This is a genomic window from Acutalibacter sp. 1XD8-33 (assembly GCF_003612555.1).
In the GTDB taxonomy this organism is placed as follows: domain Bacteria; phylum Bacillota; class Clostridia; order Oscillospirales; family Acutalibacteraceae; genus Acutalibacter.
In genome coordinates this window covers 80,610-106,785 of sequence record NZ_RAZF01000005.1, presented here as the reverse complement: position 1 = coordinate 106,785, position 26,176 = coordinate 80,610, and the positions used below count along the sequence as shown (strand labels likewise).

Genomic DNA, 26,176 nt, shown 5'->3' with positions numbered 1-26,176 from the left:
GGAGGAAGCTATGATTAGGAGAATGCTCCAGGAAAGTTGGACCCTGCGAGTGAACCAGGAGCAGGAGGAGCTTCCCGCAGCCGTGCCAGGGTCTGTGTATAGGGACCTGCTGGCCGCCGGACGAATGGAGGATCCCTTCTGGCGGGACAACCAGGAAGTGGCTCTGGACTGGATGAGGAAGAACCGCTTTACTTACCAGTGCCGTTTTACACCGGAGAAGGCGGTGCTAGAATGCGGGGAGGCGTTGCTGCGTTTTTTTGGGGTGGATACGGCGGCGGAGATCATCCTGAACGGGTCCCCTCTGGGCCATGTGGAAAATATGCACAGGACCTATGAGTTTAACGTGACTCACCTGCTGCGATCAGGGGAGAATGTTCTGACGGTGGAACTCGGCTCCCCGGCGGGGCGCTCCCGGAAGGCCCTGCGGAAAGCATGGTTTCTGCCTGGCTGGGACGCCGGGATCTGGCGTCCGGTGGAGTTGCTGGGAGTGGAAGAGGCGCGGATCACGGATGTTCGCGTCCGTCAAAGGCATGAGAACGGCAGGGTGGAGCTCTCTCTGGGGCTGAGTGCTCGGTCCACAGCAGACGGCGTGGAGTACCGGGCGGAGCTAGTGGATCCTCAGGGGCATATCGTGGCCTTTCCGGAGCGGCCTATGACGCTGACGGTGGAGAACCCCCGGCTGTGGTGGCCCAGGGGCTACGGAGAGCAGCCCTTATATACGGTGAGGGTCTGGGCCCAAAGAGAAGGCAGGGTGCTGGACCGCTGGGAAGGGCGGACCGGCCTGCGTACCGCCCGGCTGCTGGTGGAGAAGGACCAGTTTGGGGAAGCCTTTGTCCACGAGATTAACGGAGTGAAAATTTTCGCCATGGGAGCGGCTTATCTCCCGGGTGACGCCCGCCCGTACCCGGCGGCTTCTGGAGGACTGCGCCGCCGCTCATTTCAACTGCGTCCGGGTGTGGGGCGGCGGGTGTTATCCCCAGGACTTTTTCTATGATATCTGTGATGAACTGGGGCTTTTGGTGTGGCAGGACTTCATGTTCGCCCAAGAAGCCTACCCGCTGACCCCATCCTTTGCCAGGGAGGTGCGAGCGGAGGTGGAGGACAACGTCCGGCGGGTGCGTCATCATCCTTGCGTCGCCTTGTGGTGCGGCGGCAGCCAGGTGGAACAGGAGGGGCGTTCCGCCAGACAGAAGGCAGACCATATCCGGCTGTTCGAATACCTGATTCCACAGGCGCTGGAAGAGGTGGACCCGGATGCTTGCTACTGGCCCTCCAGCCCTTCCAGCGGAGGGGGCTTCGATGACCCCAACGGCTGGGATCGGGGGGATATGCACGCGGTGGGGGAGGACCACCGGGAGAGCGGCGCGCGGTATGCATCGGCTTTTGGCATGGAGAGCTGGCCCTGCCTGTCCACAGTGGAGACATTTACCCAGCCGGGAGACCGGAACCTGTCCTCCTATGTCATGGACCGACGCCAACCCAGCGAAGAGAGCGCTGCCCGAATGGCGGCCCGATTGCAAAAGCGGTTTTTGTGGCCAAAAGATTTTGAGTCGGCGCTATATGCGGGACAGCTCCTCCAGGCGCAGGAAGCGCGTCGGATGGCGGAGGGATTCCGCCAAAACCGAGGGCGGTGTATGGGGGCCTTATACTGGCACCTGAATGACTGCTGGCCCGGAGCCTCCTGCTCTTCTATAGACTATACCGGACGGTGGAAGGCTCTGCACTATTTTGCCAGAAGGTTCTATACCCCGGTGCTGCTCTCCTGCCAGGAGGACCTGATGGGGCGGGAAGGAACGGAACGAGGCCTGCGCTTTTCCGTTGCCAACGAAACCCGAGCTCCCCGCCATGTGTTAGTAAAGTGGGCTCTTCGGGACCAGCGCAGTCAGGTGAGGCGGGAGGAGACAATTGCCTTAACCGTGCCGCCCTTGAGCAGCGTTTGGCTGGACCCGATTGCTCTGCCGGAGGCGAATCCCCGGGCGGATTTTATCAGCTATGAGCTCTGGGAAAATGGCGGGAGGACGAGCTTTGCCACGGCGCTGTTTGTCCCGGCCAAGCATTACAGCTTTCTGGCCCCGGGTCTTGCCTGCCGGGTAGAAGAGGACGAGATTGTGGTGACAGCCAGAGCCTATGCCCAGGGGGTAGAGATACAAAACGCCGGGGAGGACCTGGTGCTGGACGACAATTACTTCGACATGCTGCCGGGAGAGCGGCGGGTGAAGATACTGCGGGGGGAGCCCCGGGGGCTCCGTGTGCGCAGCGTGTATTCCTAGCGACTGGAAGGGGATACCGCAAAGGAAGCCGGTCCATTCCTTCTTAAAGCGGCGGGGAGGAGATCCCTCCTCAGCCGCCAGCTTAAGGAAGCACTGATTAAATCGCGCCTAGAGGCTTGGCACACAACTCGCTTGCATGTTTTCCATCATAGCGCACAGTTTTCGCTTGCCAATCGTTAGATTGGCTGCGCTCAATCTATACACTCTGACGAAAAATCTGACCGTGCGATTTGCGCACCAGATTTAATCAGTGCTTCCTTAAGAACCCGCGTTTCCCCGTAAAAAGCAGGATAAAAACTTTTTTTGCCAGGTATTGCATCCTTGCCCAAAGGGGATTATAATGGTACTATGCAAATTAAGCGCGGCTTTCCGCGCCGTAAAATGGAGGAATGCAAAATGGCTACCGCCACGATTACCAAAGATACGATCATCGGGGAGATTCTGGATCTGGATCAGTCCACGGCCCCTTATTTTCTGGAAATGGGGATGCATTGCCTGGGCTGCCCCTCTGCCCGGGGGGAAACTTTAGAGCAAGCCTGCGCCGTCCACGGTGTGGACCCGGAGGAGCTGGTAAAGAAGATCAACGAGCACCTGAGCGGGAAATAATTTTCCTAAGATATAGCCGATTAACTTGAAAAGCGTCCTTTAAGTTGTGGTTTTACCTTTCGCAAAATTATTGCGGCTTTAGAACCGATATTCACAGCCCGCAATCACCGGCTGAGCGGCCTTTTTCAAGCACATCTAAAAATTCCCGCTCATCCGACAAATTCGGGTATGAATACAGGCTCTAAGTAGGCAAAAAAGCTGTGATTTTGCTGTTTTTGACTACAATTCAGCTGTCAGCCGTCCGGCGGGATTCCATCTGCCGGACGGCATACGGCGTTTAGGAGGAATTTGCGGTGCTTTCCCTGAAACCCCGGCTGGCCCTGTGCGGGGAACTGGTCCGGCCTGGCAGTGTCCTGGCGGATGTGGGCACGGACCACGCCTACCTGCCCATCTGGCTGCTGAAGACCGGGAAGATTCCCCGCGCCCTGGCCTGTGATATCAATTCCGGCCCTCTGGAGGCCGCCCGGCGCAACGCCCGATTCTATGGTGTGGAGGACCGGCTGAGGCTAGTGCGAAGTGACGGCCTGGCCCAGGTTCCTCCGGAGGATGGAGAGGATGTGTCCATTGCGGGCATGGGGGGCGAGCTGATTCTGCGCATCGTGGAAGAAACCCCTTGGCTGCGGGAGCCGGAGAGGCGGTTGATCTTGCAGCCCATGTCCATGGCGGACAGGCTCCGGGCCGGGCTTTGGAAGCTGGGCTTTTCCATTCTGGAGGAGCGGGCCGTGGAGGACGGGGGCAAGGTGTATTCCGCGTTTTCGGTGGAGTACAGGGGGGATTTGCCGCCTTACCCCCGGCTCTATCCCTATATGGGAATGCTGCGCCCCGGAGAGCCGGCCGTGGAGGCCTATACCGCGAAAACGGTCCGGGGCCTGGAGAACCGTCTGCGGGGGGCGGCGCATGTGGGGGATGAAAAGACAGCCAAGGAGCTTCAAGAGATCCTCTGGGAGCTGGCGGAAAACTATCTGTTATTTTATGGAAATTTAGGAGAAAATTATGGCGAGAATTTGTGATATTTACGATATAATCAACGCGGTTGCGCCCTTTGAGTCCCAGATGGCGTTCGACAATTCCGGCCTGCTGGTAGGAGACGGCGCCACGGAAGTCACTCGGGCCCTGCTCTGTCTGGACATTACCGGGGCTGTGGTGGAGGAGGCCTCCGCCATTAACGCCAACCTGATCATCAGTCACCACCCGGTGATCTTCGACCCTCTCAAGGCTCTGAACAGCCGCAGCCCTGCCTATCTGCTGGCCAAGAACGGGATCGCGGCCCTGTGCTGCCACACCAACCTGGACCGGTCTCCGGTGTGCGGGGTGAACGTGGCTCTGGCGGCGAAAATCGGCCTGCGGAGCGTGCACCCGGAGGATGTGTTCGGGGAGGAGTTTATCCTGTTTGCCGGAGAGCTGGAGCGGGAGACGGAGCCCCGGGAATTTGCCCGACTGGTGAAAGACCGCCTGGGGGCCGGAACAGTTCAGCTGATCGACGGGGGCCGGCCGGTGAAAAAGGTCTTTCTGTGCAGCGGCGCCGGAGGCGAGGGCCCCGCCCTGGCGGCATGCCGGGGGGCGGACGCTTACCTCACCGGGGAGATGAAGCAGCATGAGGCTTTGGAGGCCGCCAAAACCGGACTCAGCTGCGTTGTCGCCGGGCACTATGAGACGGAGATCGTGTTCGCGGAATTCCTGGCCGCATACCTGAAAAAGCGGATCCCGGATACAGCCTTCCTGATTAGTAAAGCAGAGAAGCCGCCTTTCACGGCAGTATGACCGAAGCCCTGGAAGGGGCTTTCCGTTCTTCCGCCGCAGCCTTTCAAGAGGATTAAAACGGATCTGTGAGACCTCTGGAAGCCTTTGCAGTGGAGCCGATTCTTTTCTTTCCCTTGCTTTTCCAGGCTGGGTGTGCTAAAATAACGCTAAGCCAAAATCTAATGCGATGAGCATTGGCTTGATTGCCGCTGGCCTCTTTTTTGAGAGGCGAACAGCCCCGCCCGCACACCGGGCGTTGATCGCTGAATCATGGGCAGCTCCCATGGTAGAAAGGATGGTAAGAAATGAGTATCAACACGCAGGCTTTTGAAAATTATGAATCCGAGGTGCGCTCCTATTGCCGCAATTTTCCGACGGTGTTTACCACCGCCAAGGGCCCTTTCCTCTACGATGAGGCGGGCCGGGAATATATCGACTTCTTCTGCGGCGCGGGAGCGCTGAATTATGGGCACAATCCGGATTTCATCCGGGACCGGCTGGTAGACTACCTGCGGAAGGACGGGGTTATGCATGCCCTGGATATGTACACCCAGCCAAAGCGGGAGTTTATTGAGTTTTATGAGAGCCAGGTATTAAAGCCCCGGGGCCTCTGCTATAAGCTGCAATTTCCTGGACCTACCGGCACCAATGCCGTGGAGGCGGCGTTGAAGCTGGCCCGAAAGGTCAAAAAGCGCGGGAATATTTTCGCCCTGATGGGGGCTTTTCACGGTATGACGCTGGGATCTATCGCTCTGACCACCGATGCTGCCAGCCGGGCTGGGGCCGGGGTTCCCCTGGAAAACGTGACCCATGTGCCCGCGCCCTATATGTTCCCGGAGCTGGATACCTTGCGGTATATCGAGACACTTCTCACCGACGACCACTCCGGGGTGGAGAAGCCCGCCGCCATTATTTTGGAGACGGTTCAGGCGGACGGAGGCATTTATCCTATGCCGGTGGACTGGCTGAAGGGCCTGCGGGCTCTCTGCGACCGCCACGACATCCTGCTCATTGTGGATGACGTGCAGGTGGGTTGTGCCCGGACAGGCTGGTTCTTCTCTTTTGAACGGGCGGGAATCGTGCCGGACATCGTCACCCAGTCCAAGTCTATCGGAGGCTATGGGATGCCCTTTGCCCTGGTGCTTATCAAGCCGGAGTTGGACGTCTGGGAACCCGGCGAGCACAACGGCACGTTCCGGGGCTATCAGCTGTCTATGGTGGCGGCCAAAGCCGGTTTGGAGATGATGCTCAGCGGACAAGTGGAGAAGAAAGTTCGGGAGCAGGAAAAGGTCATTGCCGAAGCCATGGAGGAAATCTCCACTCTTGCGCCGGAAAAAATTCAGACCAGAGGCATTGGCTTTGTGTGGGGGGTAGACTTGGCCGGATGCGACGGCGGAGCCGCTCCTGGTACGGCCAGCAAACGGGTGCTGGATATCTGTTTTCAAAACGGGTTGATCGTGGAACGGGTCGGTCGGGGGAATACCGTGATCAAGGTGATGCCCGAGCTGCTCATTGATGAGGAAACCCTCCGCAAGGGTTTGGGAATCCTGAAGGGAGCTGTCACAAAGGCAATCGGTTGATCTGTTTGAGCCCGCAAAACTCCTTTTTCCTTCTATGATGTAGACTTTGCGGGCTAGATTGAGTTTTCATAAAGCATATTTTCTGGCAAAGGCCTCTTCCAAGGCCAATTGGCGAAAAAACTACCAGTACCACCGCGTTTCAAAACCAGTCCGGTTTCAAAAAATCCCCTTAAAGGAGCTGACCCAATGGACCAAGAGCATGTACGCCGTATATTGGAGCGGGTAAAGGCCGGAGATTGTCCGGTAGACCAGGCGGTGCTGGAGCTGAAGATGGAGCCGTTTCAGGATTTGGGCTTCGCAAAAATCGACCGCCATCGGGGCCTGCGCCAAGGCGCGGCAGAGGTGATCTACGGCGCGGGAAAAACGCCGGAGCAGATCCGGGACATTGCCGCCTCCATGCGGGAGGACGGGGAAAAAACAGTGCTGATTACCCGCATGAGCCTCGAAGCGGCTCAGACCGTGGGAACGGCAATGCCTCTGCACTATGACAAGCTGGGCCGGGTCGGCATTGTGGGGGAAATACCGGAGCCTTCCGGCGCGGGAACCATCGTTGTGGCTACCGGTGGCACCAGCGACATGCCCGTGGCAGAAGAGGCGGCCCTTACCGCCCAGGCGCTGGGCAACCGGGTCACCCGCCTGTACGACGTGGGCGTGGCCGGGCTGCACCGCACGCTCAACCATCTGGAGGACATTATGAGCGCCCGGGTAATTATCGCGATCGCGGGAATGGAGGGGGCTCTCGCCAGCGTGATCGGCGGACTGGCGGATTGCCCGGTGATCGCCGTCCCCACCAGCGTGGGGTATGGCGCCTCGTTCGGCGGGCTCTCTGCCCTGCTCTCCATGCTGAATTCCTGTGCCAGCGGGGTCAGCGTGGTAAACATTGATAACGGCTTTGGCGCAGGATACCTGGCCAGTATGATTAACCATCTATAACAGGAGAAAAAATGAAAACACTGTATATTGAATGCAATATGGGCGCCGCAGGGGACATGCTTACCGCCGCGCTGCTGGAGCTCCACCCGGACCGGGAAGGCTTTCTCCGGCGTTTGAACGGCCTGGGATTGCCCGGCGTCCAGGTGAGTGCCGCCCCGGCGGTGAAATGCGGCGTGACCGGCACCCATGTCTCGGTCGCTGTCCATGGCCAGGAAGAGCACAGCCATGATGTCTCTCCCGGCCACACGCACGAGCACCATCATGACCATAACCATCATGAGCACGAACACCATCACGACCATGAACACGGCCATGACCATGACCACCACCATTCTGGGATGCATGACATCCAGCACATTGTCTCTCACCTGGACCTGCCGGAAAAGGTGCGGGAGGATGTGTTGGCGGTATACGGCCTGATCGCCCAGGCGGAGAGCTATGCCCATGGGGCTCCGGTGAGTGAGATCCATTTTCATGAGGTGGGAACACTGGACGCCGTGGCGGATGTGACGGCAGTATGTATGCTGATGCACGAGCTGGCTCCGGAAAGGGTGGTCTGCTCTCCGATACACGTAGGCAGCGGCCAAGTACGGTGCGCCCATGGAATTCTGCCGGTTCCCGCCCCGGCGACAGCCCACATTTTGCAGGGCGTGCCCACCTATGGCGGCCAGGTCCAGGGCGAGCTGTGCACGCCCACCGGAGCGGCGCTGCTCCGACATTTTGCGGGAGAGTTCGGTCCCGCTCCCATGATGCGGGTGGAAAAGACCGGCTATGGCATGGGGACCAAGGATTTTGAGGCAATGAACGCGGTGCGGGCTATGTTGGGCGAGATGGATGAGGCAAAAACGCAGGCGGCGGAGCTGCGGTGCAATCTGGACGACATGACCCCTGAGGCAATCGCCTTCGCGGCGGAACGGCTGCTGGAGGCCGGGGCATTCGATGTGTTCACCACTGCCATCGGCATGAAAAAGAGCAGGCCGGGGATTCTGCTCACCTGTCTGTGCCGCCTGGAGGACCGGGAGACCATGACGCGGCTGATGTTCGCCCACACCACCACCCTGGGAATCCGGGAGAGCCTGTGCGGCCGCTATACCCTGCGCCGGACGGAAAGCGCTGTTTCCACCCAATACGGAACCGTGCGGGTGAAAGAGTCCCGGGGCTGGGGCGTAGAGCGAAAAAAGCCGGAGTATGAGGACTTGGCCCGGATTGCTCGGGAAAACGGCCTGACCCTAGCCCAGGCGGCGGAATCCCTTCAGGCGTAAACCGCAGGAATCCATCATACCATGTAAGTGCCGGAAAATAAGAGCCTATCCCGAAATAAGACGCGCGTAGATTACGCCGTCAGATTTTCTGCTAGAGTGCATAGATTGAGCGCGGCCAATCTCGCGATTGGCAAGCGAAAGCTATGTGCTATGGCGGGAAATATGCAAGCAAGCTGTGTGCGGATTATTTTGGGATAGGCTCTTAGTGCTAAAAACCATATCGAGTCAGGAGGAAAACAGAATGCAAGTGCTAATGCTCAACGGAAGCCCTCATGCCCAGGGGAATACGTATACCGCCCTCCACGAGATGGAGAAGATCTTCCATGAAGAGGGGATCGAGACAGAGATTCTGCATATTGGAAACAAGCCCATTCGGGGATGCATTGCCTGCCGGAAATGCACCGAACTGGGAAAATGCGTGTTCGAGGATCTGGTAAACGAAACCGCCCCCAAATTCGAGGTCTGCGACGGCCTGGTGGTAGGTAGCCCTGTTTATTACGCCTCCGCCAACGCCACATTGGTGGCCCTTCTTACCCGCCTATTCTACAGCACGCCTTTCCCCAAGACCATGAAAGTGGGCGCGGCTGTGGCCGCCGCCCGCCGGGGTGGCCTGACCGCTACCTACGACGAGCTGAACAAATTCTTTGGCATCGCCGGAATGCCCATTGCCAGCGGCCAATATTGGAATGGGATCCATGGCCAAACCCCCGGCCAGGCGGAACAGGACGCCGAGGGCCTGCAGATGATGCGCACCCTGGCCCGGAACATGGTTTTTCTGATGAAGAGCATTCAATTGGGCAAAAAAGAATTTGGCCTGCCGGAAAAGGAACCCTCTCAGTGGACTAATTTTATCCGGTAGAAAATTCGCGGAGAACAAAGATCCTCTGGCAAAAGCCGGAGAATCTTTATTTTTGCCGTTTTTAGAAGCTGTACCGCTTTATGATACTCTTTTGGGGGTCCTCAAATTTGCAATAGCTGATCCAGAGGGAAATGAGTTAGGTTTCTGTAAATGAGTTTCTCAATTGAAATGATAAAGCGGAAATTAACGCTGAACATCATTATGTCAAAAAATTGCGGAAAATAAGCAGCAAATGAGTCTTTCAATTTTTAAACGCGTCTACTCTGCCACCGTCTGAGGGCATGGCCTTACCGTCCCGGAACTTTCCCCCGGTTGATTTTGAATCTTTATTTTTAAAAGAGCTTGCAAATCGCTCGCTTTTTTTATATAATTTTTAGAGAGAGATTGGCTGTCCACAGGCGCAAGGATCCTGCGCATCTCTGTTGGTCCAAACAGCCTGCAACGAGGAGTATGTTTATGGAAAAAATTCTGATTGTGGACGACAGCATCCTGCAAGCGGCAAAACTGAAATCCATACTGGAGGAGGAATACGAAATCACGGTGGCTCACTCGCCGGAGGAAGGGCTCACTCTGGCCAGCGAAGGGCATTTTTCCCTGATCCTTCTGGACGTCGTGATGCCGGGGATGGACGGCTTTACCTTGCTAAAAAAGCTCCAGGAGGAAATCATCACCCAGAATGTCCCCGTTATCTTAATTACCAGCCTTGCCGATGTGCAAAACGAGCAGACAGGGCTTATTCTGGGCGCCGTAGACTACATCATCAAGCCTTTTAATCCGCTGATCGTAAAGGCCAGGGTCAACACCCATGTGAAGTTATATACATACCGCAAGCAGATTGAGCACCAATCCCGGACGGACCAGCTCACCGGGGTGGCGAACCGGCGGCAATATGACAGCTACAGCGCTCAAAAGTGGAAAGAGGCCGCCCGCCTGCGTGTTCCCTTTTCCGTCTGCATGTTTGATATCGATCGGTTCAAGGTGTATAACGACACCTTTGGACATCCTGCCGGGGACAAGGTTATCGCCGCCGTGGCGAAAACTGTATCATCCTATCTGCGGCGGAGCACGGATTTCTTTGCCCGCTACGGCGGTGAGGAGTTTGTGGCGTTCCTCATGGGGGATGAGTCGGGAAAAGCCTTTGCTTATCTCAAAGAAATCCGCCAGGCGGTAGAAAGCCTGCATATCCCCCACGATCCCGCTGTATCCCAGTGGGTCACGGTCAGTATCGGAGGTGTTACGGTCATGCCGAAGGAAGAGCTTTCCTTTGACTTTGTGGTAAAGATGGCGGACAACATGCTGTATGACGCAAAAAAAAACAGGGCGCAATCAGGTGGTTTGGATGAATGAAACCATGAAGCAGCTGCGGGAAAGCAAGTAAAGCAAGCACAGTGGACAAGAGGAGGCATTTTGTGAAGCTGTTCAATCTGTTTGGCAAAAAGGCGATTGCAAAACCCGCAGATACTGGTAAGAAAGACATGACTGCGGAAATGGAAATGTATTCTGGCATGCGCGTGGAGGTAACGGCTCAGGATGGGCAATTCCTCTTTATTGCGAAGCTTGCGGGTCTGCGGGGAAACACGGCGGAACTGCACCTGCGTTCCGCCGCTGGGATCTCCCCAGAAGAGCCTATGTTGGTAAAGATCCGGGGATACAGCGACTATGAGCGCAAGGCGGTCTATTTGCAGGGGCTCGTTTTGCCAGAAGGAGAAAATCTGTGGCGGGCCAGCGAGCTGACGGTAGACGAGATCAAAAACGCCCGGGCTTTCTTCCGGCTGAGCGTAGACCTTGACGCCAGCCTTACCGCCTTTGGCGGGTTTTCCGCGGGGGAAATTCCCTGCAGGCTTCTGAATATCAGTGTGGGCGGGGCGGGCGTCCGCTCGAAAGAACGATATCAAGAGGGCGACAAGCTGCTGTTGAAGTCCCGCCTGCGGGAAAGCGCGCCGGAGTCTGTGATGTATTGTCAAGTACTGCGCGTGGAGGAAAAAGAGGACGGGCAGTTTGAATACGGGTGCCAGTTTCTGGGGCTCACCGAGGATGACCAAGACAAAATCTCCCAGAATATCTTCGCGGCTCAGCTGGAGAAGCGGAGACGATCATAACGTTCTTTGCGGCATGAGCCGCCAGAAAAGTGAAAACGCCAGAAACAGGGCCGGAGAATTTCCGGCCCTTCCGCTTTTCTCAGGAAATATACGCGCAGAGTTTTCTCTTTTGAACCAGGCGGCAACGCGGCCGGCTTAAAAGTGCTCATTCGTCTATTCCGTTTCGCGCTTGCCAAGAAATCACTTCTGTGATATAATGTGATGTATCGTTTCATCGTTTATCTTTTTGTGGAGGGACCCCATGGAAAGCCTTTTTATCGCCCTGAATACCGTTCTGCCCCTGTTTATCATGATGGCCGTGGGCTTTCTTGTGAAGCTCACAGGGCTTCTGAACGAGACCTCCTGCAAGCAGGTAAACAAGGTGATCTTCAAGATTTTTCTGCCCCTGCTGGTGTTTATCAATGTATATGACTCCGACCTGGCGGTGAATTTCCGCAGCGACCTGATCTTTTTCTCCGTAGCCGGGGTATTGATCGAGTTTCTCATTGCCCTGGTGCTGGTTCTCCTTACCGAGCAGGAAAATGCCCGCCGGGGCGTGATGCTTCAGGGAATGTTCCGCAGCAATTTCGTCCTCTACGGCATCCCCATCAGCATGGCGCTTTTCGGCAATACCGCCGCGGGGATGGCCTCCATCCTCATCGCCGTGATCATCCCTCTGTTCAACGCCCTGGCCGTGCTGGCGCTGGAGATGTTCAACGGCCAACGGCCCAATCTCTGGCAGGTGCTTAAGGGAATCCTGACCAACCCCCTGATTCTGGCCTCCGCCGCCGGAATCCTCTGCAATTATTTCGCCCTGACCCTGCCCCATGTGGTATATGACGCCGCCTCTACCCTGGCCGGCATCGCCACGCCTCTGGCCTTTGTGATTCTGGGCGCCTCCCTGAATTTTGGCGAAACCGGGCGGTGCGCGAAACCCCTTCTGCTGACTCTGACGGTCAAGCTGATTCTCTATCCTTTCGCCGCCATTGCCGCCGCTATCCTGCTGGGATTTCGGGGGCCGGAGCTGGCGGTGCTGCTCACATTGTTTGGTTCGCCCATCGCGGTTTCCTCTTTCACCATGGCCCAGCAGATGGGGGGCGACGGCCAGCTGGCGGGGCAGCTGGTGGTGTTCAGCTCTGTGCTGTCCATCGGAACCATGTTTTTGTGGATTTGGGGGTTGAATTATTTTGCTTTCTTCTGATTTGCGCTCCATTCCAAAGCCGGAGATGGTACTTTTCGACTATGGGGACACGCTGGCTTGGGAGCCTATCCCCGATTTTCTCCGGGGATGGCGGACGGTCTTTCAATTTGTCCGCGAGAAACCGGCGGACGTCGGCCCGGAACAGGCGCAAGCGCTTGCCGACAGCCTTTGGCGGCGCTTTTCCCACTCCCGAAGCCTCTCCGCCTCAAAAAAGGGCGGCTTTGAAATCCATGAATGGCACCAGCTTCGAACCGTGTCCGAGGCGCTGGGACTGGAATTTTCCCTCTCCCTGCCGGAGGTGGAGACTGTGCTGATGGACAGCTCATGCCCCAGCCACCCCCACCCAGGCACGGCGGAAATGTTGGACTTTTTGCGAACGCAAGGCATTCCCACAGGCGTGATCAGCAATATTGGCTGGTCGGGTCAGGCGCTGGCCCACCGCTTGACAAAGCTCTTCCCGGCCCACCAGTTCCAGTTCGTCCTGGCCTCCAGCGAATACGGCATCCGTAAGCCGGACCCGCTTCTCTTTCAAATCGCCCTGCGAAAGGCGGGCCTGCCCCCGGAAAAGGTATGGTACTGCGGGGACAATTGGGAGGCGGACGTGGAGGGCGCGCACAGGGCCGGGCTCTTCCCCGTGTGGATGGGGGGCGGCGGGGCCCCGCCGGGAGGCGGGGACTTCCCATACCTGAAAATTTCCGCATGGCGGGAGCTGGCGGACGCCCTGGAAGAGCTATCCGAAATCACCGAAAAGAAGGTTCCGTGCATATGAAAGATTTCGTAAAGGTAAGGGGAACGGAATTCGTCAAGGCGGGCAGACCGGTCCTGTTCCGGGGGCTGGGTATTGGCAGCTGGCTGAACCTGGAGCATTTTATGGTGGGCCTCCCTACCCCGGACAACCAGCTGCGCAAGGCCGTGGCGAGCGTCTTTGGAGAGGAAACCGCCCGCCGTTTTTTTGACGCCTTTATCCGCTCCTTTGTCACGGAGCAGGATTTTTCCTTTTTGAAAAGCCTGGGGGTAAACGTGGTCCGCGTCCCCTTCAACTACCGGCTTTTTATCGACGACAACGCCCCCGGCGCGTACAAGCCGGAGGGCTTCGCCTATCTGGATAGCCTGATGGATCTCTGTGAGAAATACCGGATCTATCTGCTTCCCGACCTGCACACAGTCCCCGGCGGGCAGAACCCGGACTGGCATTCGGACAACAACAGCGGCATCCCTCAGTTCTGGCATTACAAGGTTTTCCGGGACCAGATTGTGGGGCTCTGGGGACACATTGCGGAGCATTGGAAGGACCGAGAATACCTGTTGGGTTACGATCTGCTCAACGAGCCCTACCTGATGGACGCTCCCGCCCTGCTGCCGGAGTTTTACCAGGAGGTCACCCAGGCCATCCGTTGTGTGGACCAGAACCATATCATCTTTCTGGAGGGGGACAATTTCGCCATGCGCTTTGACTGCATCGGCGAAATCACGGACCCCAACACGGCCCTGAGCTTCCACTACTACCCCACGGTGTGGGAGCCGGAGCTGTTTGGCAAGGCCTATGACAAGGCCGGCCGGCAGGAGAAGTTCCGGGAAATTCTGGAGAAAATCGCCTCTGTTCGGGAGGACCTCCACCGGCCGGTCCTCTGCGGAGAGGCCGGGTACGACATTGACCCCAATGATGTGGCCCATTCCATGGAGCTTCTGGAGGAGACCCTTTCCCTCTTCAACGACAGGGAGATTTCCTGGACCCTGTGGTGCTATAAGGACGCCCGGTTCATGGGCTTGGCCTACCCCAAAAGCGGTTCCCCCTGGATGCGGCTGGCAGAGCGGGCCCGCAAGCGCTGGGACCACTATAAAGAACGCCAACAGGCCTATCAGATGATCGGCCATATTGGGGAGTACCCGGAGTTCTCGTTGGCCTCGGAAGCCCTGAAGGAGGCCATGCGTTTCCGGCAGCAGGCTATCCTGTACCGCTTCCAGCGGGAATGCATCCTGGAACCCCTGCTTCGGGAGTATTCCAAGGAGGAGCTTCTGGAGCTGCCCAAATCCTTTCTGCTGGAAAACTGCCAGTTCTATCCGGAATACGCGGCCCTGCTTCAGCGCATGACCGCCGGCATCCTCAGCGAACCAATCCAATCTATATAAAAGGAGCGAGTATTATGGGAAAAACCATCGCGCAAAAAATCATTGAGAGCCACCTGGTCAGCGGCGAAATGGCCGTAGGCGCGGACATTGGCCTCCGCATTGACCAGACCCTCACTCAGGACGCCACCGGCACCATGGCCTATCTGGAGTTCGAGGCCATGGGCGTGCCCCGGGTTCGAACAGAGCGCAGTGTGGCCTATGTTGACCACAATACCCTGCAGAGCGGCTTTGAAAACGCCGACGACCACCGCTACATCCAGACCGTGGCCCAGAAGCACGGGATCTATTTCTCCCGTCCGGGCAACGGCATCTGCCACCAGATCCATCTGGAGCGCTTCGGTGCCCCGGGGAAAACCCTCATCGGCTCCGACAGCCACACCCCCACCGGGGGCGGCATTGGGATGCTGGCCTTTGGCGCGGGGGGCATGGACGTGGCCGTGGCCATGGGCGGCGGCGAGTACCATATCAACATGCCCAGCATGACCAAGGTGAACCTCACGGGGAAGCTCTCCCCCTGGGTCTCCGCCAAGGACGTGATCCTGGCCGTGCTGGAGAAGATGAGCGTCAAGGGCGGCGTGGGCAAGATCATCGAGTACGGCGGCGAAGGGATCAAAACCCTCTCCGTGCCTGAGCGGGCCACCATCACCAACATGGGAGCGGAGCTGGGGGCCACCACCTCCCTCTTCCCCTCGGACGAGATCACTCGTGAGTTTCTGGAGGCCCAGGGCCGGGGGGACCAGTGGGTGGAGCTCTCCTCAGACCCGGACGCCAGCTATGATGAGATCATCCAGATCGACCTTTCCGCTTTGGAGCCCCTGGCCGCCTGCCCCCACAGCCCGGACGCGGTGAAGCCCGTGGCGGAGCTTGCGGGCATGAAGATTGACCAGTGCTGCATCGGCTCCTGCACCAACTCCTCTTACCTGGACATGATGCGGGTGGCCGCCATCCTCAAGGGCAGGACCGTGCACCCTGACGTGAGCCTGACCATCGGCTGCGGCTCCAAGCAGGTCTACAATATGCTGGCCCAGAACGGCGCTCTGGCGGACATGATCGCCGCCGGGGCCCGGATTCTGGAGTGCGCCTGCGGGCCCTGCATCGGCATGGGCCAGTCCCCCAACTCCGCCGGCGTCTCCCTGCGCACCTTCAACCGGAACTTCGAGGGCCGCTCCGGCACCGCCGACGCCCAGGTCTATCTGGTGAGCCCGGAGACCGCCGCGGCCTCCGCCATCGCCGGGGTGTTCACCGATCCCCGCACCCTGGGAGACTTCGTGGGGATTGAGATGCCCAAGAGCTTCCTCATCAACGACAACATGATTGTGCCCCCCATCGAGGAGGCCCTGATGGAGACCGTGGAGGTGAAGCGCGGGCCCAACATCAAGCCTCTGCCCATCGCCGGGCCCCTGGAGGAGAGCATTGCCCGCAAGGCTGTGCTGAAGGTGGGGGACAACATCACCACGGACCATATCATGCCCGCCGGGGCGAAGATTCTGCCTTACCGGTCCAACATTCCCTACCTGTCCCAGTTCTGCTTCGGGGTCTGCGACAAGGACTTCCCGGACCGGTGCAAGGCAGAGGGCGGCGGCATTGTGATCGCCGGGCAGAACTACGGCCAGGGCTCCTCCCGGGAGCACGCGGCGCTGGTGCCCCTCTATCTGGGGGTGAAGGCCGTGATCGCCAAGAGCTACGCCCGGATCCACGCGGCCAATCTGGCCAACACGGGCATCCTGCCCCTGCGGTTCCAGGATGAGGCGGACTATGACAAGATCGGCCAGATGGACGAGCTCTGCCTGCCGGACGCGCGGAAAGAGATCGCCGCCGGGGAGGCCGTCACCCTGGAGAACAAGACCAAGAACCTGCGGATCAAGCTGGACGCCGTCCTCACCCCCCGGCAGCGGGATATGGTGCTGGCGGGCGGCCTCTTGAACTATACCAAGCAGGCGGAGTGAGGCATGGCCTCCGGCGGCCAGGGGTTTCACCCCTGGACCCCACCAAACTTTTTGAAAAAAGTTTGGATCAAAAACTTTTACCCTGGTTGGCTATGTGCGCTTTATATCCAGCTTGGCGGAAGTTTTGCGAAGGAAAACGGAGAGACAAACCGAGTTGAGACTCGAGAAGCCCCACGAAACCGCCCCGCCTGCTCCGCGTGGAGAAAAGCCTGGGAACACTGTGAGCCAAAAGCGCGACGCAAAAAGTCTTTGGGGGTTCAGCCGCCGGAGGCAGGAAAATACACAAAAAGGAGAAACCTATGAGCTTTGAAAAAATTCCCATGAAAACGCCCCTGGTGGAAATGGACGGCGACGAGATGACCCGGGTGATCTGGCAGATGATCAAGGATCTGCTGCTGGAGCCCTATATCGACCTGAACCTGGAATACTACGACCTGGGGCTCCCCAACCGGGATAAGACCGGGGATCAGGTGACCATCGACTCCGCCGAGGCCACCAAAAAGTACGGCGTGGCGGTGAAATGCGCCACCATCACCCCCAACGCCGCCCGTGTGAAGGAATACGACCTCAAGGAGATGTGGAAGTCCCCCAACGGCACCATCCGGGCCATTCTGGACGGCACCGTGTTCCGGGCCCCTATCCTGGTGAAGGGCATCACTCCCTATATTCCCAACTGGAAAAAGCCCATCACCATCGCCCGCCACGCCTTTGGCGACGTGTACAAGAACGCTGAGGCAATCGTCCCCGCCGGGGCCAAGGCCGAGCTCTTGGTGACCTGTGCGGACGGAACCGAGCGGAAATATCCTGTTCATCAGTTTGAGGAGAGCTCCGGCGTGCTCCAGGGACAGTTCAATATGGACAAGAGCATCGAGAGCTTCGCCCGGTCCTGCTTCAACTTTGCCCTGGACACCAAACAGGACCTGTGGTTCTCCACCAAAGATACAATTTCCAAGAAATATGACCACCGGTTCAAAGATATTTTCCAGGAAATCTATGATAATGAATACGCAGCAAAGTTCGCGGCGGCAGGGATCGAGTACTTCTACACCCTTATCGACGACGCGGTGGCCCGAGTGGTACGCAGCGAGGGCGGGTTCATCTGGGCCTGCAAGAACTACGACGGCGACGTGATGAGCGACATGGTTGCCACGGCCTTCGGCAGCCTCGCCATGATGACCTCCGTGCTGGTGGCCCCGGACGGCACCTGCGAGTATGAGGCCGCCCACGGCACTGTGCAGCGCCACTACTACAAGCATCTCAAGGGTGAGGAGACCTCCACCAACTCGGTAGCTACCCTCTTTGCCTGGACCGGTGCCCTGCGTAAGCGAGGCCAGCTAGATGGCAACACCCGCCTGGAGGATTTTGCCGGCAAGCTGGAACAGGCTACCCTGGACACCATCGAATCCGGCGTGATGACCGGTGACCTGGCGGCCATGTCCACCCTGCCGGAGGTGCGCAAGGTGAACACCCAGGATTTCCTGCTGGCCATCAAGGAGCGGCTGGAACAGCTGTTGTAATCACTGCCTTCCAAGATAAAAACTCCGTAAGCATGGGACTTACGGAGTTTTTATTGTAACCACATTTGAAAAGAGAGGTTTTACCCCGTTTCAAATGCGTTAACTATAACCATATCTACTTGGAATCTTTCGGCCCTTTCCGCCCGAGCCCGATCTCTCTGCGGATTTTTGCGGCAATTCTGCCTCCTATCATGCCAACGGTCAAGAAGAATGCGCTGATGCCTATGATAAACAGATTCTGACTGGAGTTTTGAGGTGCTCCCTCCACCACATGAAAAAGCCCCGATCCATTTCCCTGCTCCGAATCAGAGTCGCCAGGCGGCTCCGGACTCGTTCCCAAATACACCGGAGGCTCCCTTGGTGTCGGACTAGCCGTAGGCTTAGGAGTCCGGCTAGGCTTTGGGGTCGCCGTGGGCTTGGGAGTCTTACTGGACTTTGGGGTAGCTGTGGGTTTGGGCGTCTGGCTGGGCTTTGGGGTGGCTGTGGGTTTGGGCGTCTGGCTGGGTTTCGGCGCTGCCGTGGGCTTGGGCGTCTGGCTGGGTTTCGGCGTTGCCGTGGGCTTGGGCGTCTTGCTGGGTTTCGGTGTTGCTGTAGGCTTGGGTGTTCCGCTGGGCTTTGGAGTAGCAGTAGGCTTAGGCGTGACAGCCGGTTTCATCTCCCGGTAAACGGTCACAGTATATGCTCTTTTGGTCTTGCCATCTTCCGCGGTTACCGTAATGGTAAATTCCGTCTCCGTGCCGCCCGCCCCCAGATTCTTCCGGTTCACCCGGTAACTTCCACCTGATAAGGTACGGGCGGAAAAATGCATCTCTGTCACCTCATATGGCACGGAGATCCGGTAAGCCTCCACTTCCGGGGAAAAATCCGGCGTCAGCGTTCCACTGGAAGGGGCAAGCGACAGGAGCCCGGCCAAACTGTCGGGCGGCGTTAAAACCTCCACCGGCAAGATAAAATCCTCGGGATCAAATATGCGCCCATCCGCCGTGGCTCCCTGGCTCAGATCCAGCTTAAAATTCCCGCCGCTGGCGGGCGCAACGGCCTTAAACGTATACTTCATCCCACCGCTATGAAAGAGATTTTCTCCCTCGCTAAAGGAGTAGATCCAGCGCACGAAGCCGTTCCCTGTCACTGTACTTACATACCCATCGGAAATCTCATCACCATGGACAAGTTCCCAACAGCCGGCATCGTATTCTAGCTCTGCCACCAGCGCGCTAACCTCTCCCACGCTGCCGTCGTAGTCCAACGTCAAGTCCACAGTCTCTCCCTGGAAACACTGGTCTCTGCTCAATTCCGCACGGAAACCCAGATGATCCTTCGCGCCGGCGGATACCGGCAAAAAAAGCAGCAGCGCCAGCATCCAAATCCCAATTATTAAAGCCCTCTTCATTTTCTTCCCCTCCAGCTCTGCAACGTTTTACCAATATTATATCATTTCTCGAGGAAATTTTCTAGATAAAATGCAAAATTCGTTAAAAATATTGGAATTGTTCTGATCCGCCCAAGCCGGCAAGGAAGCTCCACCACCACTCTCGAACCTATTATCCTTTTTGAGAGAGGCTCTTACCGCGCATTACAAAGGATACTGCACAAAAGCGCAAAACTATGGTATTCATGGTATAGGTTTTAAGAGTTTGTATAGGGGGGCGGCGGCGCGCGGGGCAGCTTGGTGACAGGCACACAGCCGGACGGGAACTTTGAGCTGAGATACTGTGCCCAGAGCTGGCTGGCCCCGGGACTAGGAAACTTTTTTTCAGTTGCAAAAGAGATTCATCTCGTTTTACGAGATGAACTCTCCGTTTCCTCTTGCCGATGTTTTGCGAAGCAACAGTTAACCGAGTGAAACGAGGATTCACTGTTATTCACCACTTCAAAAATGCGCGCAGGCGAGACTCGAATCCCCTCCTGCCGGAGCCGCCGAGAGTTCGCTCGCGAACTCTTCTGTGGTGACGGAGGCTACACAGTATTACTCTTGAAAAGCATCCCTTTTGAAAATATGTTCGCGGCAAAGGTCGCTCCGTATCATCTAAGAGAAGAACCGGAGGCTGGATTTTTGTCCAGCTTCCGGTTTATGCTCTCCCTGCGGCTACGGGACCAACGGCTTCCGCCGCGCTCTAGAGTTAAGGCAGTTCAAAAAGGACATTCTCCCTCTTTTAAACAGCCTCAACTATAATACCTATCAAATGGCTCGGTTACCATCCATATACGATAATGCCCAGCACTGCGGAAATGCCAATAAGGGAGATAGGGGAAACCCGCTTTTTCCAGAATTTTTTCGCGAGGATCAAGATGGCCGTGAGCAGCAGGGCGAGGGCAATGGCCGGAAGGTCCGGCCTCCACTGAGGCAGAGCATGCTCCAAGATCATATATCCGCCCGTGGCCAGAATGATGCCGGTGATGCAGGGGATCAAGCCCTGAAAGGCAGCCTGGACAAAGGGATTTTTCATGAAAGTCTTAAGCAGAGAGGAGATCAACAGAATGATGAAAAATGCGGGAAGAATTACAGCAAGAGTGGACACCAAACCGCCAAGAATTCCTGCCTGTGTGAAACCGGCATAAGAAGCCAGATTCACCATAATCGGGCCAGGGGTGGATTCGCTTACCGCGATCATGTATGTCAGCTGTTCGTCGGTCATCCAGCCGTAATCCAGGACCACGTCCCGGATAAGAGGGATTGCCCCGTAAGCGCCGCCAAAGGAAAAGCATCCTACCTTGAGAAAGCCGAAAAACAACTCTAAATAAATCATCTGCCGCCGCCTTTCCATAAGAATACCGCCAAACTCACCACCGCCGCGATCAACAGCAGGGCGATGGAGGAGAAGCGCAGGGAAAAAATCTCGATTGCCAGCAGACACAGAAAAGCGCAGAGGAAGATAACCATAGGAAGAGGCTCTCGCCGCAGCTTTTTCGCCATATTCAGCCCGGTTCTGAAGATCAGGATACCAACCCCCACCTTGATTCCCTGAAACGCGTTGGCAATAATGGCCAGCTCTAGAAAGCGGTCCAGAAACAGGGAGACGGCGTAGATAATTACAAAGGAGGGAAGTACCACGCCGATGGTGGCGGCCGCGGCGCCGGGCACGCCCGCCCGTTGGAATCCCACATAGGTGGCCGCGTTGATGGCAATGGGCCCGGGAGTAGACTCCGCGACTACGGTCATATTCAGCATCTCCTCGTGGGTGATCCACTTTTTCCTCTCGACGCAGTTGTCCTCCACCACGGAGATCATGGCGTAACCTCCGCCAAAGGTAAACAGACCGATCTTCGCAAAAGTGAGAAAGAGTTCCAGAAGCAGCTTCATGGGTTTCCTCCAGAATCCGGCCGGTTCCTGTCCAAGGCAAAACCGGAAGAAATGGCCTTGTGGGGGCAGACGGATTTGCATTTTCCGCAGCGGATGCATTCCGGGCTTTGGATGGTTTTTGTGATCTCCACGTTCATGGGGCAGGCTTGTTCGCACGCCTTGCAGTCAACGCATTTATTTTTGTCCAGATGCATCTGATAGAAGCTGAACCGGTGGAACAGAGAATAAAGAGCCCCCAGTGGACAGAGATATTTGCAAAATGGACGGTGTATAAGGGCGGAGGCGGCTAGGATGATTCCCAACACAAGCAGTTTCCAGCTGAACAGCAGTCCGGCCGCCTGGCGGAGCAGGGGATTGGACAGGAGAAGGGGGATTCCGCCCTCCAGGGTTCCGGCTGGGCAGAGATACTTGCAGAAAAAAGGAGTACCCACGCTGGTTTCCGTGACCGCTAAGGCCGGGAGCAACAGGACCATCCCGAAGAGAACGACATATTTCAGATACCGGGCAGGACGGTCCCACTTTTTGGGTATGGAGATTTTGGGCACGGGGATTTTGTGGAGCAAGTCCTGGATCAGACCAAAGGGGCATAAGAGACCGCAGACAGCCCGACCCAGCAAGACTCCGAAAAGCAGGAGTGTGCCAGCGATGTAGAAAGGGAAGCGCCGGTTTGCGCCGCCCAATGCCGCCTGAAGAGAGCCAATAGGACAGGCCCCCAGAGCCCCGGGGCAGGAGTAACAGTTGAGCACGGGGACGCAGAGAGACTTGCTGGGTCCAGTGAAAATTTTTCCCTTTCCAAACCCCAGGGCATACCCGTTAAACAGGGCGGCGGCAAACAGCTGCATGGTCCGCTGAAAAGAGAGCCGGCCTTTTTTCACCCGATTCCGATGCATTCCAGACATATCGTCACCGCCTTTTGAAGGACTTCCAGAGGCTCCCGCCTCCAGAGTCCGATTCCAATGAGCGCCACAGAAAGGACTAACACGCTAAAGCGCAGAAGCAGCGGAAATTTTCTATTGGACTTCAACGGTGATCTCCGCCTTTCCACTGCTTTTGAGCACAGCGTTCACGCCTTTGGTAAAGCTCTCCGCCAGGTCTTTCTGTCTCCCTATCAGGGCATCTCCCATAATATTTCCCTTGCGATCCATAAAAATCGTGGTGGGCACAGCCTGTACAGACGCGCAGAGGGCCAGAAAATCCTCCGAGCTGGTTTTCTCCACCAGCAGCGTAACGCCCTCAAAACCGGCTTCCTGGAGAATTTCCTTGGCGCTTTCCGTATTGCCTATGGAATCGACGCAGACGGTAACCAGCTGCACATTTTCCGGCAGGGCTTTGGCATATGCCGCCAGGTCAGGCATCTCAGCCCGGCAGGGGCCGCAGAAGGTTCCCCAGAAGTTGATGACGGTCACGTCCTTGGCCTTGATATCCTCTTGGGTGAATGTGCCGCCGTCCAACGTATTGGTAGAGAAGGAGTTCAGTGAGCTGTCCTCGGAACATCCGGCCAGCAGGGTGAGGCTCAGGATAACCGCCAGCCCCAGGGAAAAGATTCTTTTGAGCCGCATAGAAATACCATCCTTTTCTTGAGAAATGTGACAGCGCCGCTGCCCATCGTCAAAAACCTTAAAAGTATACTTTTTAAGACCTTGGAGACTCTGTCTCCAAACCACCGCAACCTTTGAAAAGGTTGACGAAACTTTTACTGTGACTCCTCATTTCATTCGTCGTGAACATTTTGATGTTTTTCACAAGCTAACCAGGGTAAAAGTTTTGTAGACTTCGCTCTGCGAAGTCTTAGCTTTTTTCAAAAGCTCGCAGGGTGTGGGGTGAGCGTTCTGCCGGATACTTGGCAAAGCCAAGTATTGCAGATAACGCTGCGAACTGACCGAGTGGGCAGACGAGACTAGGCGAGACCGGAGTCCCACGATCTTGCCGTAGCCGCATCCTTTGCGGCGGAGGCCACACAGTATTATTCTAGAAAAGTATAGTCTTTCAAAATGTGCCGGAAAACCGCGCACACGAGTACCCCGGAGATTCCTAAGACGAATAGCATCGCCGCCGCGCCGGCGCCCTTACCGGAGCCGAAAAGTAGCGCGGGCAGACCGGAGGGATGGACCGACAGAAAAGGCTCGAAAACTCGGTCCACCAACAGGCCCCCCAGAAAGTAGCCCAGGGGGATGGTGAAGAATTGCAGGGTATTCCGGCAGGAGTAGACCCTGCCCTGCATTTCCGTAGGGATGGAGCTGCGAAAGACCACGTCCAGATTGGCGTTCATCAAAGGGATGCTCAGCCACCCCAGAATACTGCCCAGGCACCAGATCCAAGGCGACCGGCCAAAGGCCAGCAGGAAGTTTTCTGTGCTCATGGAAACTATCAGAGATAGGCAGATCACCCGAATCCGGTTCTTCGGCTTGGGCAGAAGAGTGGCCGTTACGCTGCCTGCCAAGGCGGCGATGCCCTCAAAGGCGTTTACCAGGCCCAAAATGGTTTCTCCGCCGTTTTCCCGGGGCAGAATGAAAGCCGGGAGGGTGGCGTTGAAGGCGGAAGCAACCAGATTGATACAGGCCAGAAACAGAATCAGGTGCAAAATCAGAGGGTTCTTTTGCAGCCACCGCAGTCCTGCCCTGGCAGAGGACAGCAGCTTCTCCTGGGCTTTCTCCTTTTGAGGAGGCTCGGGGATGGAGATGAAGAAGGCCAGGGCGCAGAAGGCAATGGCAAAGGTACACAGATCTACAGCGATCACCAGATCCATGCCGGAGAAGGAAAACAGAGCCGTGGCGATTGCCGGCGTTAAAATGGTAATCAGCGACTGGGAAAGGGACCGCAGGCCGCTGGTCTTTTGGTAATATTCCTTGGGAGTCAGCAGGGTTGCGGCCACATCGCCGGCGGGCTGCTGCACGGTGTTCATCAGTCCGTTTACCCCGTTGAGCAGGTACATATGCCAGGGCTCCAGACGGCCCGCTTTCAGCAGCGCCAGCACCAGGATAGTACACAGAGCCGCGAGGGAGTCGCAGGCCAGCATGGTGCGCTTTTTGTTCCAGCGGTCGCTGAGGGCCCCGGCGAAAATGCTGGTTAATACATAGGGGGCGTAGCTGCAAATGGACAGCAGGGCGGTTTCCAGGGCGGAACCGCTTCTTTGATACAACCAGATAACCAATGCGAAATTGGTCATCGCGCTGCCCAGGCCGGACAGAGACTGCGTGCCCCATAAGAGGAGATAGGGTCTTAAGTGGATATATTCTTTTTTCACTTTGACTTCGCTCCTTTGATGTTTTGGGTCAAAAGGCAAAGTCTGAGGACTGGCGGCATTTATAGGCTGTGAACACAGGTCCTTAGAAAACGCCGATCCTCCTATGCGCCATGCACCGTCCTCAAACCTTGCATGGCGCGAAGCGAATACAGAGCGGTAATATCATAAGGCAATTCTCCTTGCTACAATTTTTTGATTTCCCTTGCCCGCTTCATCTGCTTATAGGAGAAGCGCAGGGGCGTTCGCCTCTGAAGGTGCAGCCCGTCGATCTCCTTTCGGCGCATGTGTACGCTCTGTACCAGCCCGAAGCCCAGATACAGGCACATGGAGGAGGATCCGCCGGCGCTGAAAAAGGGCAGGGTAATCCCCATAACAGGCAGCAGGGCCAGACACATGCCGATATTCCACACGGCCTGCAGGGCGATCATCCCGAAAAAGCCGAAGCAGATATACCGGCCCAGCTCGTCCCGGGAGCTACCCGCCACATGAAGCACCTTTATCATAAACAGCAGCAGGAGCAGAATGATTAGAGAGCATCCCAAAAATCCAAGCTCCTCTCCCGCCACGGAGAAAATGTAGTCGCTCTGCTGGAAGGGCACCACGTTGCTGGCCACTCGAGAGCCTTGGAACAGCCCTTGGCCCTTCCATTTTCCGCTGCCGATGGAGATTCGTCCCTGATACTGCTGGTGTCCGCTGCCCATTTTTACGTCCGGATCGGTATCCAGGTTAAACACAGCGACAAACCGCTGTTTTTGGTAGTCCGGGATGAAAAAGCGCCAGGCAATGGGCAAAGCTATCATAATAAGCGCCAGCAGAATGGCGAAATACCGCAGCCTGACCCCGCCGGATAGGCTCATGGTGATAAACATGGCGAAGAACACAATGGCAGCGCCCATATCGCCCTGCTGCTGGCAGAGAAAGACATAGAGCAGGGCGTGCAGCCCCAGAAGGACCACCTGGACGGGGTTGTTGATGCTGCCGCGCTTGTTCAGCACGTCCAGGTGTTTGGCGTAGGTGACCATGAAGGCGATCTTCACCAGCTCCGAGGACTGGAAGGTGCGCCCGCCGATTTGGATCCAGGCCCGGGCGTCCACGCCTCCCGAACCTTGAATCCGCTCTCCGAAGAACAGGGTGAATATCATCAAGAAGATGCAGAAGCCCTCTATGAGGTACCAGAAATTGGAGATCTCCGCATAGTCCATGGTACTGATGATGACGGCCCCCAACAACCCAAGAGCCAAGGGGAACAGCTGGGCCCGGAAATAGTCCGCGGGGGTAGCCCGGGATACACTTTTTAGCAGCACCAAACTATAGGCGGAAATCGCCGCCAGCAACAGCCAGAGGATGATGTCTGCCTTTTTCAGGTAATCAAAAACCGATTTAAAAATGCTATTGAGCATAGAATAGTCCCTTATTGTCCATTGTAAATTTATGTTAACCAGGATATGACAGGTTTTGAGACGCGCCCCGGGCATAGCGCGTTGGGCTGGCTCTCGGCCCGCGGGGCGG

At 56.9% G+C, this 26,176-nt stretch carries 24 protein-coding genes; 16 read left to right on the top strand and 8 right to left on the bottom strand.

Annotation, left to right across the window (positions count from 1 at the left end):
- Positions 1–10 precede the first annotated feature (10 nt).
- From D7X94_RS19035 to D7X94_RS05890, 16 genes are all read left to right on the top strand, one after another.
- The gene (locus tag D7X94_RS19035) at positions 11–994 is read left to right on the top strand and encodes a glycosyl hydrolase 2 galactose-binding domain-containing protein (protein ID WP_243111207.1); all 984 of its coding nucleotides are present in this window, start codon (positions 11–13) and stop codon (positions 992–994) included.
- On the top strand, positions 888–2,270 hold the full coding sequence (locus tag D7X94_RS19030) for a beta-mannosidase (RefSeq protein ID WP_243111206.1): 1,383 nt from the start codon (positions 888–890) through the stop codon (positions 2,268–2,270). The genes D7X94_RS19035 and D7X94_RS19030 overlap by 107 nt, the downstream gene beginning before the upstream one ends.
- Positions 2,271–2,666: 396 nt before the next feature.
- Positions 2,667–2,876, top strand: coding sequence for a DUF1858 domain-containing protein (locus tag D7X94_RS05955; RefSeq protein ID WP_120426882.1), 210 nt, complete (start codon positions 2,667–2,669; stop codon positions 2,874–2,876).
- A 293-nt stretch (positions 2,877–3,169) separates the two neighbouring features.
- A complete protein-coding gene (locus D7X94_RS05950) occupies positions 3,170–3,886 on the top strand; it encodes a class I SAM-dependent methyltransferase (protein ID WP_120426811.1) in 717 nt (238 codons plus the stop codon).
- Positions 3,870–4,637 carry a Nif3-like dinuclear metal center hexameric protein gene (locus tag D7X94_RS05945; protein ID WP_120426810.1) on the top strand — a complete coding sequence of 256 codons (768 nt, stop codon included), beginning with the start codon at positions 3,870–3,872 and terminating at the stop codon, positions 4,635–4,637. Before D7X94_RS05950 ends, D7X94_RS05945 begins: the two co-directional genes overlap by 17 nt.
- A gap of 284 nt (positions 4,638–4,921) precedes the next feature.
- Complete coding sequence (locus D7X94_RS05940; protein WP_120426809.1) at positions 4,922–6,196, top strand: aspartate aminotransferase family protein; 1,275 nt, start codon at positions 4,922–4,924, stop codon at positions 6,194–6,196.
- A gap of 186 nt (positions 6,197–6,382) precedes the next feature.
- Positions 6,383–7,129 (top strand): nickel pincer cofactor biosynthesis protein LarB, encoded by a 747-nt coding sequence (larB, locus tag D7X94_RS05935; protein ID WP_120426808.1) that lies wholly within the window; start codon positions 6,383–6,385, stop codon positions 7,127–7,129.
- A gap of 11 nt (positions 7,130–7,140) precedes the next feature.
- The gene (gene larC, locus D7X94_RS05930) at positions 7,141–8,391 is read left to right on the top strand and encodes a nickel pincer cofactor biosynthesis protein LarC (RefSeq protein ID WP_120426807.1); all 1,251 of its coding nucleotides are present in this window, start codon (positions 7,141–7,143) and stop codon (positions 8,389–8,391) included.
- Positions 8,392–8,632: 241 nt separating this feature from the next.
- Positions 8,633–9,250: a flavodoxin family protein gene (locus D7X94_RS05925; RefSeq protein ID WP_120426806.1), complete on the top strand. Its 618-nt coding sequence runs from the start codon at positions 8,633–8,635 to the stop codon at positions 9,248–9,250.
- Between the two features lie 456 nt (positions 9,251–9,706).
- A complete protein-coding gene (locus D7X94_RS05920; RefSeq protein ID WP_330558173.1) occupies positions 9,707–10,597 on the top strand; it encodes a diguanylate cyclase in 891 nt (296 codons plus the stop codon).
- A gap of 62 nt (positions 10,598–10,659) precedes the next feature.
- Positions 10,660–11,349 (top strand): flagellar brake protein, encoded by a 690-nt coding sequence (locus D7X94_RS05915; RefSeq protein ID WP_120426805.1) that lies wholly within the window; start codon positions 10,660–10,662, stop codon positions 11,347–11,349.
- Positions 11,350–11,590: 241 nt separating this feature from the next.
- Complete coding sequence (locus D7X94_RS05910; RefSeq protein ID WP_120426804.1) at positions 11,591–12,529, top strand: AEC family transporter; 939 nt, start codon at positions 11,591–11,593, stop codon at positions 12,527–12,529.
- On the top strand, positions 12,516–13,298 hold the full coding sequence (locus D7X94_RS05905; RefSeq protein ID WP_120426803.1) for an HAD family hydrolase: 783 nt from the start codon (positions 12,516–12,518) through the stop codon (positions 13,296–13,298). The genes D7X94_RS05910 and D7X94_RS05905 overlap by 14 nt, the downstream gene beginning before the upstream one ends.
- Complete coding sequence (locus tag D7X94_RS05900) at positions 13,295–14,659, top strand: glycoside hydrolase family 5 protein (protein WP_243111205.1); 1,365 nt, start codon at positions 13,295–13,297, stop codon at positions 14,657–14,659. Before D7X94_RS05905 ends, D7X94_RS05900 begins: the two co-directional genes overlap by 4 nt.
- 14 nt (positions 14,660–14,673) lie before the next feature.
- Positions 14,674–16,605, top strand: a complete 1,932-nt coding sequence (locus D7X94_RS05895) for an aconitate hydratase (protein WP_120426801.1) — start codon at positions 14,674–14,676, stop codon at positions 16,603–16,605.
- A 299-nt stretch (positions 16,606–16,904) separates the two neighbouring features.
- Positions 16,905–18,122, top strand: a complete 1,218-nt coding sequence (locus D7X94_RS05890; RefSeq protein ID WP_120426800.1) for an NADP-dependent isocitrate dehydrogenase — start codon at positions 16,905–16,907, stop codon at positions 18,120–18,122.
- Positions 18,123–18,237: 115 nt separating this feature from the next.
- Here D7X94_RS05890 and D7X94_RS19470 read toward each other — a convergent pair whose 3' ends face one another.
- From D7X94_RS19470 to D7X94_RS05845, 8 genes are all read right to left on the bottom strand, one after another.
- Positions 18,238–19,512, bottom strand: a complete 1,275-nt coding sequence (locus D7X94_RS19470) for a cadherin-like beta sandwich domain-containing protein (protein WP_199715024.1) — start codon at positions 19,510–19,512, stop codon at positions 18,238–18,240.
- 802 nt (positions 19,513–20,314) lie between these two features.
- A complete protein-coding gene (locus D7X94_RS05870; RefSeq protein WP_120426799.1) occupies positions 20,315–20,869 on the bottom strand; it encodes a chromate transporter in 555 nt (184 codons plus the stop codon).
- Complete coding sequence (locus D7X94_RS05865; RefSeq protein WP_120426798.1) at positions 20,866–21,423, bottom strand: chromate transporter; 558 nt, start codon at positions 21,421–21,423, stop codon at positions 20,866–20,868. The genes D7X94_RS05870 and D7X94_RS05865 overlap by 4 nt, the downstream gene beginning before the upstream one ends.
- Positions 21,420–22,322, bottom strand: a complete 903-nt coding sequence (locus D7X94_RS05860; protein WP_120426797.1) for a 4Fe-4S binding protein — start codon at positions 22,320–22,322, stop codon at positions 21,420–21,422. Before D7X94_RS05860 ends, D7X94_RS05865 begins: the two co-directional genes overlap by 4 nt.
- The gene (locus tag D7X94_RS19465) at positions 22,295–22,390 is read right to left on the bottom strand and encodes a CD1871A family CXXC motif-containing protein (RefSeq protein ID WP_330558175.1); all 96 of its coding nucleotides are present in this window, start codon (positions 22,388–22,390) and stop codon (positions 22,295–22,297) included. Before D7X94_RS19465 ends, D7X94_RS05860 begins: the two co-directional genes overlap by 28 nt.
- Positions 22,391–22,433: 43 nt before the next feature.
- Entirely contained in the window at positions 22,434–22,982 is a 549-nt protein-coding gene (locus D7X94_RS05855) for a redoxin domain-containing protein (protein WP_120426796.1), read from the bottom strand.
- A 404-nt stretch (positions 22,983–23,386) separates the two neighbouring features.
- Positions 23,387–24,667 (bottom strand): MFS transporter, encoded by a 1,281-nt coding sequence (locus tag D7X94_RS05850; protein WP_243111204.1) that lies wholly within the window; start codon positions 24,665–24,667, stop codon positions 23,387–23,389.
- Between the two features lie 182 nt (positions 24,668–24,849).
- The gene (locus D7X94_RS05845; protein ID WP_120426795.1) at positions 24,850–26,067 is read right to left on the bottom strand and encodes an FtsW/RodA/SpoVE family cell cycle protein; all 1,218 of its coding nucleotides are present in this window, start codon (positions 26,065–26,067) and stop codon (positions 24,850–24,852) included.
- Positions 26,068–26,176 lie beyond the last annotated feature (109 nt).

What these genes read in the sequence shown, in the direction of transcription:
- D7X94_RS19035 (WP_243111207.1), top strand. Translation starts at nt 11, where the DNA reads ATGATTAGGAGAATGCTCCAGGAAAGTTGGACCCTGCGAGTGAACCAG.
- D7X94_RS05955 (WP_120426882.1), top strand. Translation starts at nt 2,667, where the DNA reads ATGGCTACCGCCACGATTACCAAAGATACGATCATCGGGGAGATTCTG.
- D7X94_RS05945 (WP_120426810.1), top strand. Translation starts at nt 3,870, where the DNA reads ATGGCGAGAATTTGTGATATTTACGATATAATCAACGCGGTTGCGCCC.
- D7X94_RS05940 (WP_120426809.1), top strand. Translation starts at nt 4,922, where the DNA reads ATGAGTATCAACACGCAGGCTTTTGAAAATTATGAATCCGAGGTGCGC.
- larB (WP_120426808.1), top strand. Translation starts at nt 6,383, where the DNA reads ATGGACCAAGAGCATGTACGCCGTATATTGGAGCGGGTAAAGGCCGGA.
- larC (WP_120426807.1), top strand. Translation starts at nt 7,141, where the DNA reads ATGAAAACACTGTATATTGAATGCAATATGGGCGCCGCAGGGGACATG.
- D7X94_RS05925 (WP_120426806.1), top strand. Translation starts at nt 8,633, where the DNA reads ATGCAAGTGCTAATGCTCAACGGAAGCCCTCATGCCCAGGGGAATACG.
- D7X94_RS05920 (WP_330558173.1), top strand. Translation starts at nt 9,707, where the DNA reads ATGGAAAAAATTCTGATTGTGGACGACAGCATCCTGCAAGCGGCAAAA.
- D7X94_RS05910 (WP_120426804.1), top strand. Translation starts at nt 11,591, where the DNA reads ATGGAAAGCCTTTTTATCGCCCTGAATACCGTTCTGCCCCTGTTTATC.
- D7X94_RS05900 (WP_243111205.1), top strand. Translation starts at nt 13,295, where the DNA reads ATGAAAGATTTCGTAAAGGTAAGGGGAACGGAATTCGTCAAGGCGGGC.
- D7X94_RS05895 (WP_120426801.1), top strand. Translation starts at nt 14,674, where the DNA reads ATGGGAAAAACCATCGCGCAAAAAATCATTGAGAGCCACCTGGTCAGC.
- D7X94_RS05890 (WP_120426800.1), top strand. Translation starts at nt 16,905, where the DNA reads ATGAGCTTTGAAAAAATTCCCATGAAAACGCCCCTGGTGGAAATGGAC.
- D7X94_RS19470 (WP_199715024.1), bottom strand. Translation starts at nt 19,512, where the DNA reads ATGAAGAGGGCTTTAATAATTGGGATTTGGATGCTGGCGCTGCTGCTT.
- D7X94_RS05870 (WP_120426799.1), bottom strand. Translation starts at nt 20,869, where the DNA reads ATGATTTATTTAGAGTTGTTTTTCGGCTTTCTCAAGGTAGGATGCTTT.
- D7X94_RS05865 (WP_120426798.1), bottom strand. Translation starts at nt 21,423, where the DNA reads ATGAAGCTGCTTCTGGAACTCTTTCTCACTTTTGCGAAGATCGGTCTG.
- D7X94_RS05860 (WP_120426797.1), bottom strand. Translation starts at nt 22,322, where the DNA reads ATGTCTGGAATGCATCGGAATCGGGTGAAAAAAGGCCGGCTCTCTTTT.
- D7X94_RS05855 (WP_120426796.1), bottom strand. Translation starts at nt 22,982, where the DNA reads ATGCGGCTCAAAAGAATCTTTTCCCTGGGGCTGGCGGTTATCCTGAGC.
- D7X94_RS05845 (WP_120426795.1), bottom strand. Translation starts at nt 26,067, where the DNA reads ATGCTCAATAGCATTTTTAAATCGGTTTTTGATTACCTGAAAAAGGCA.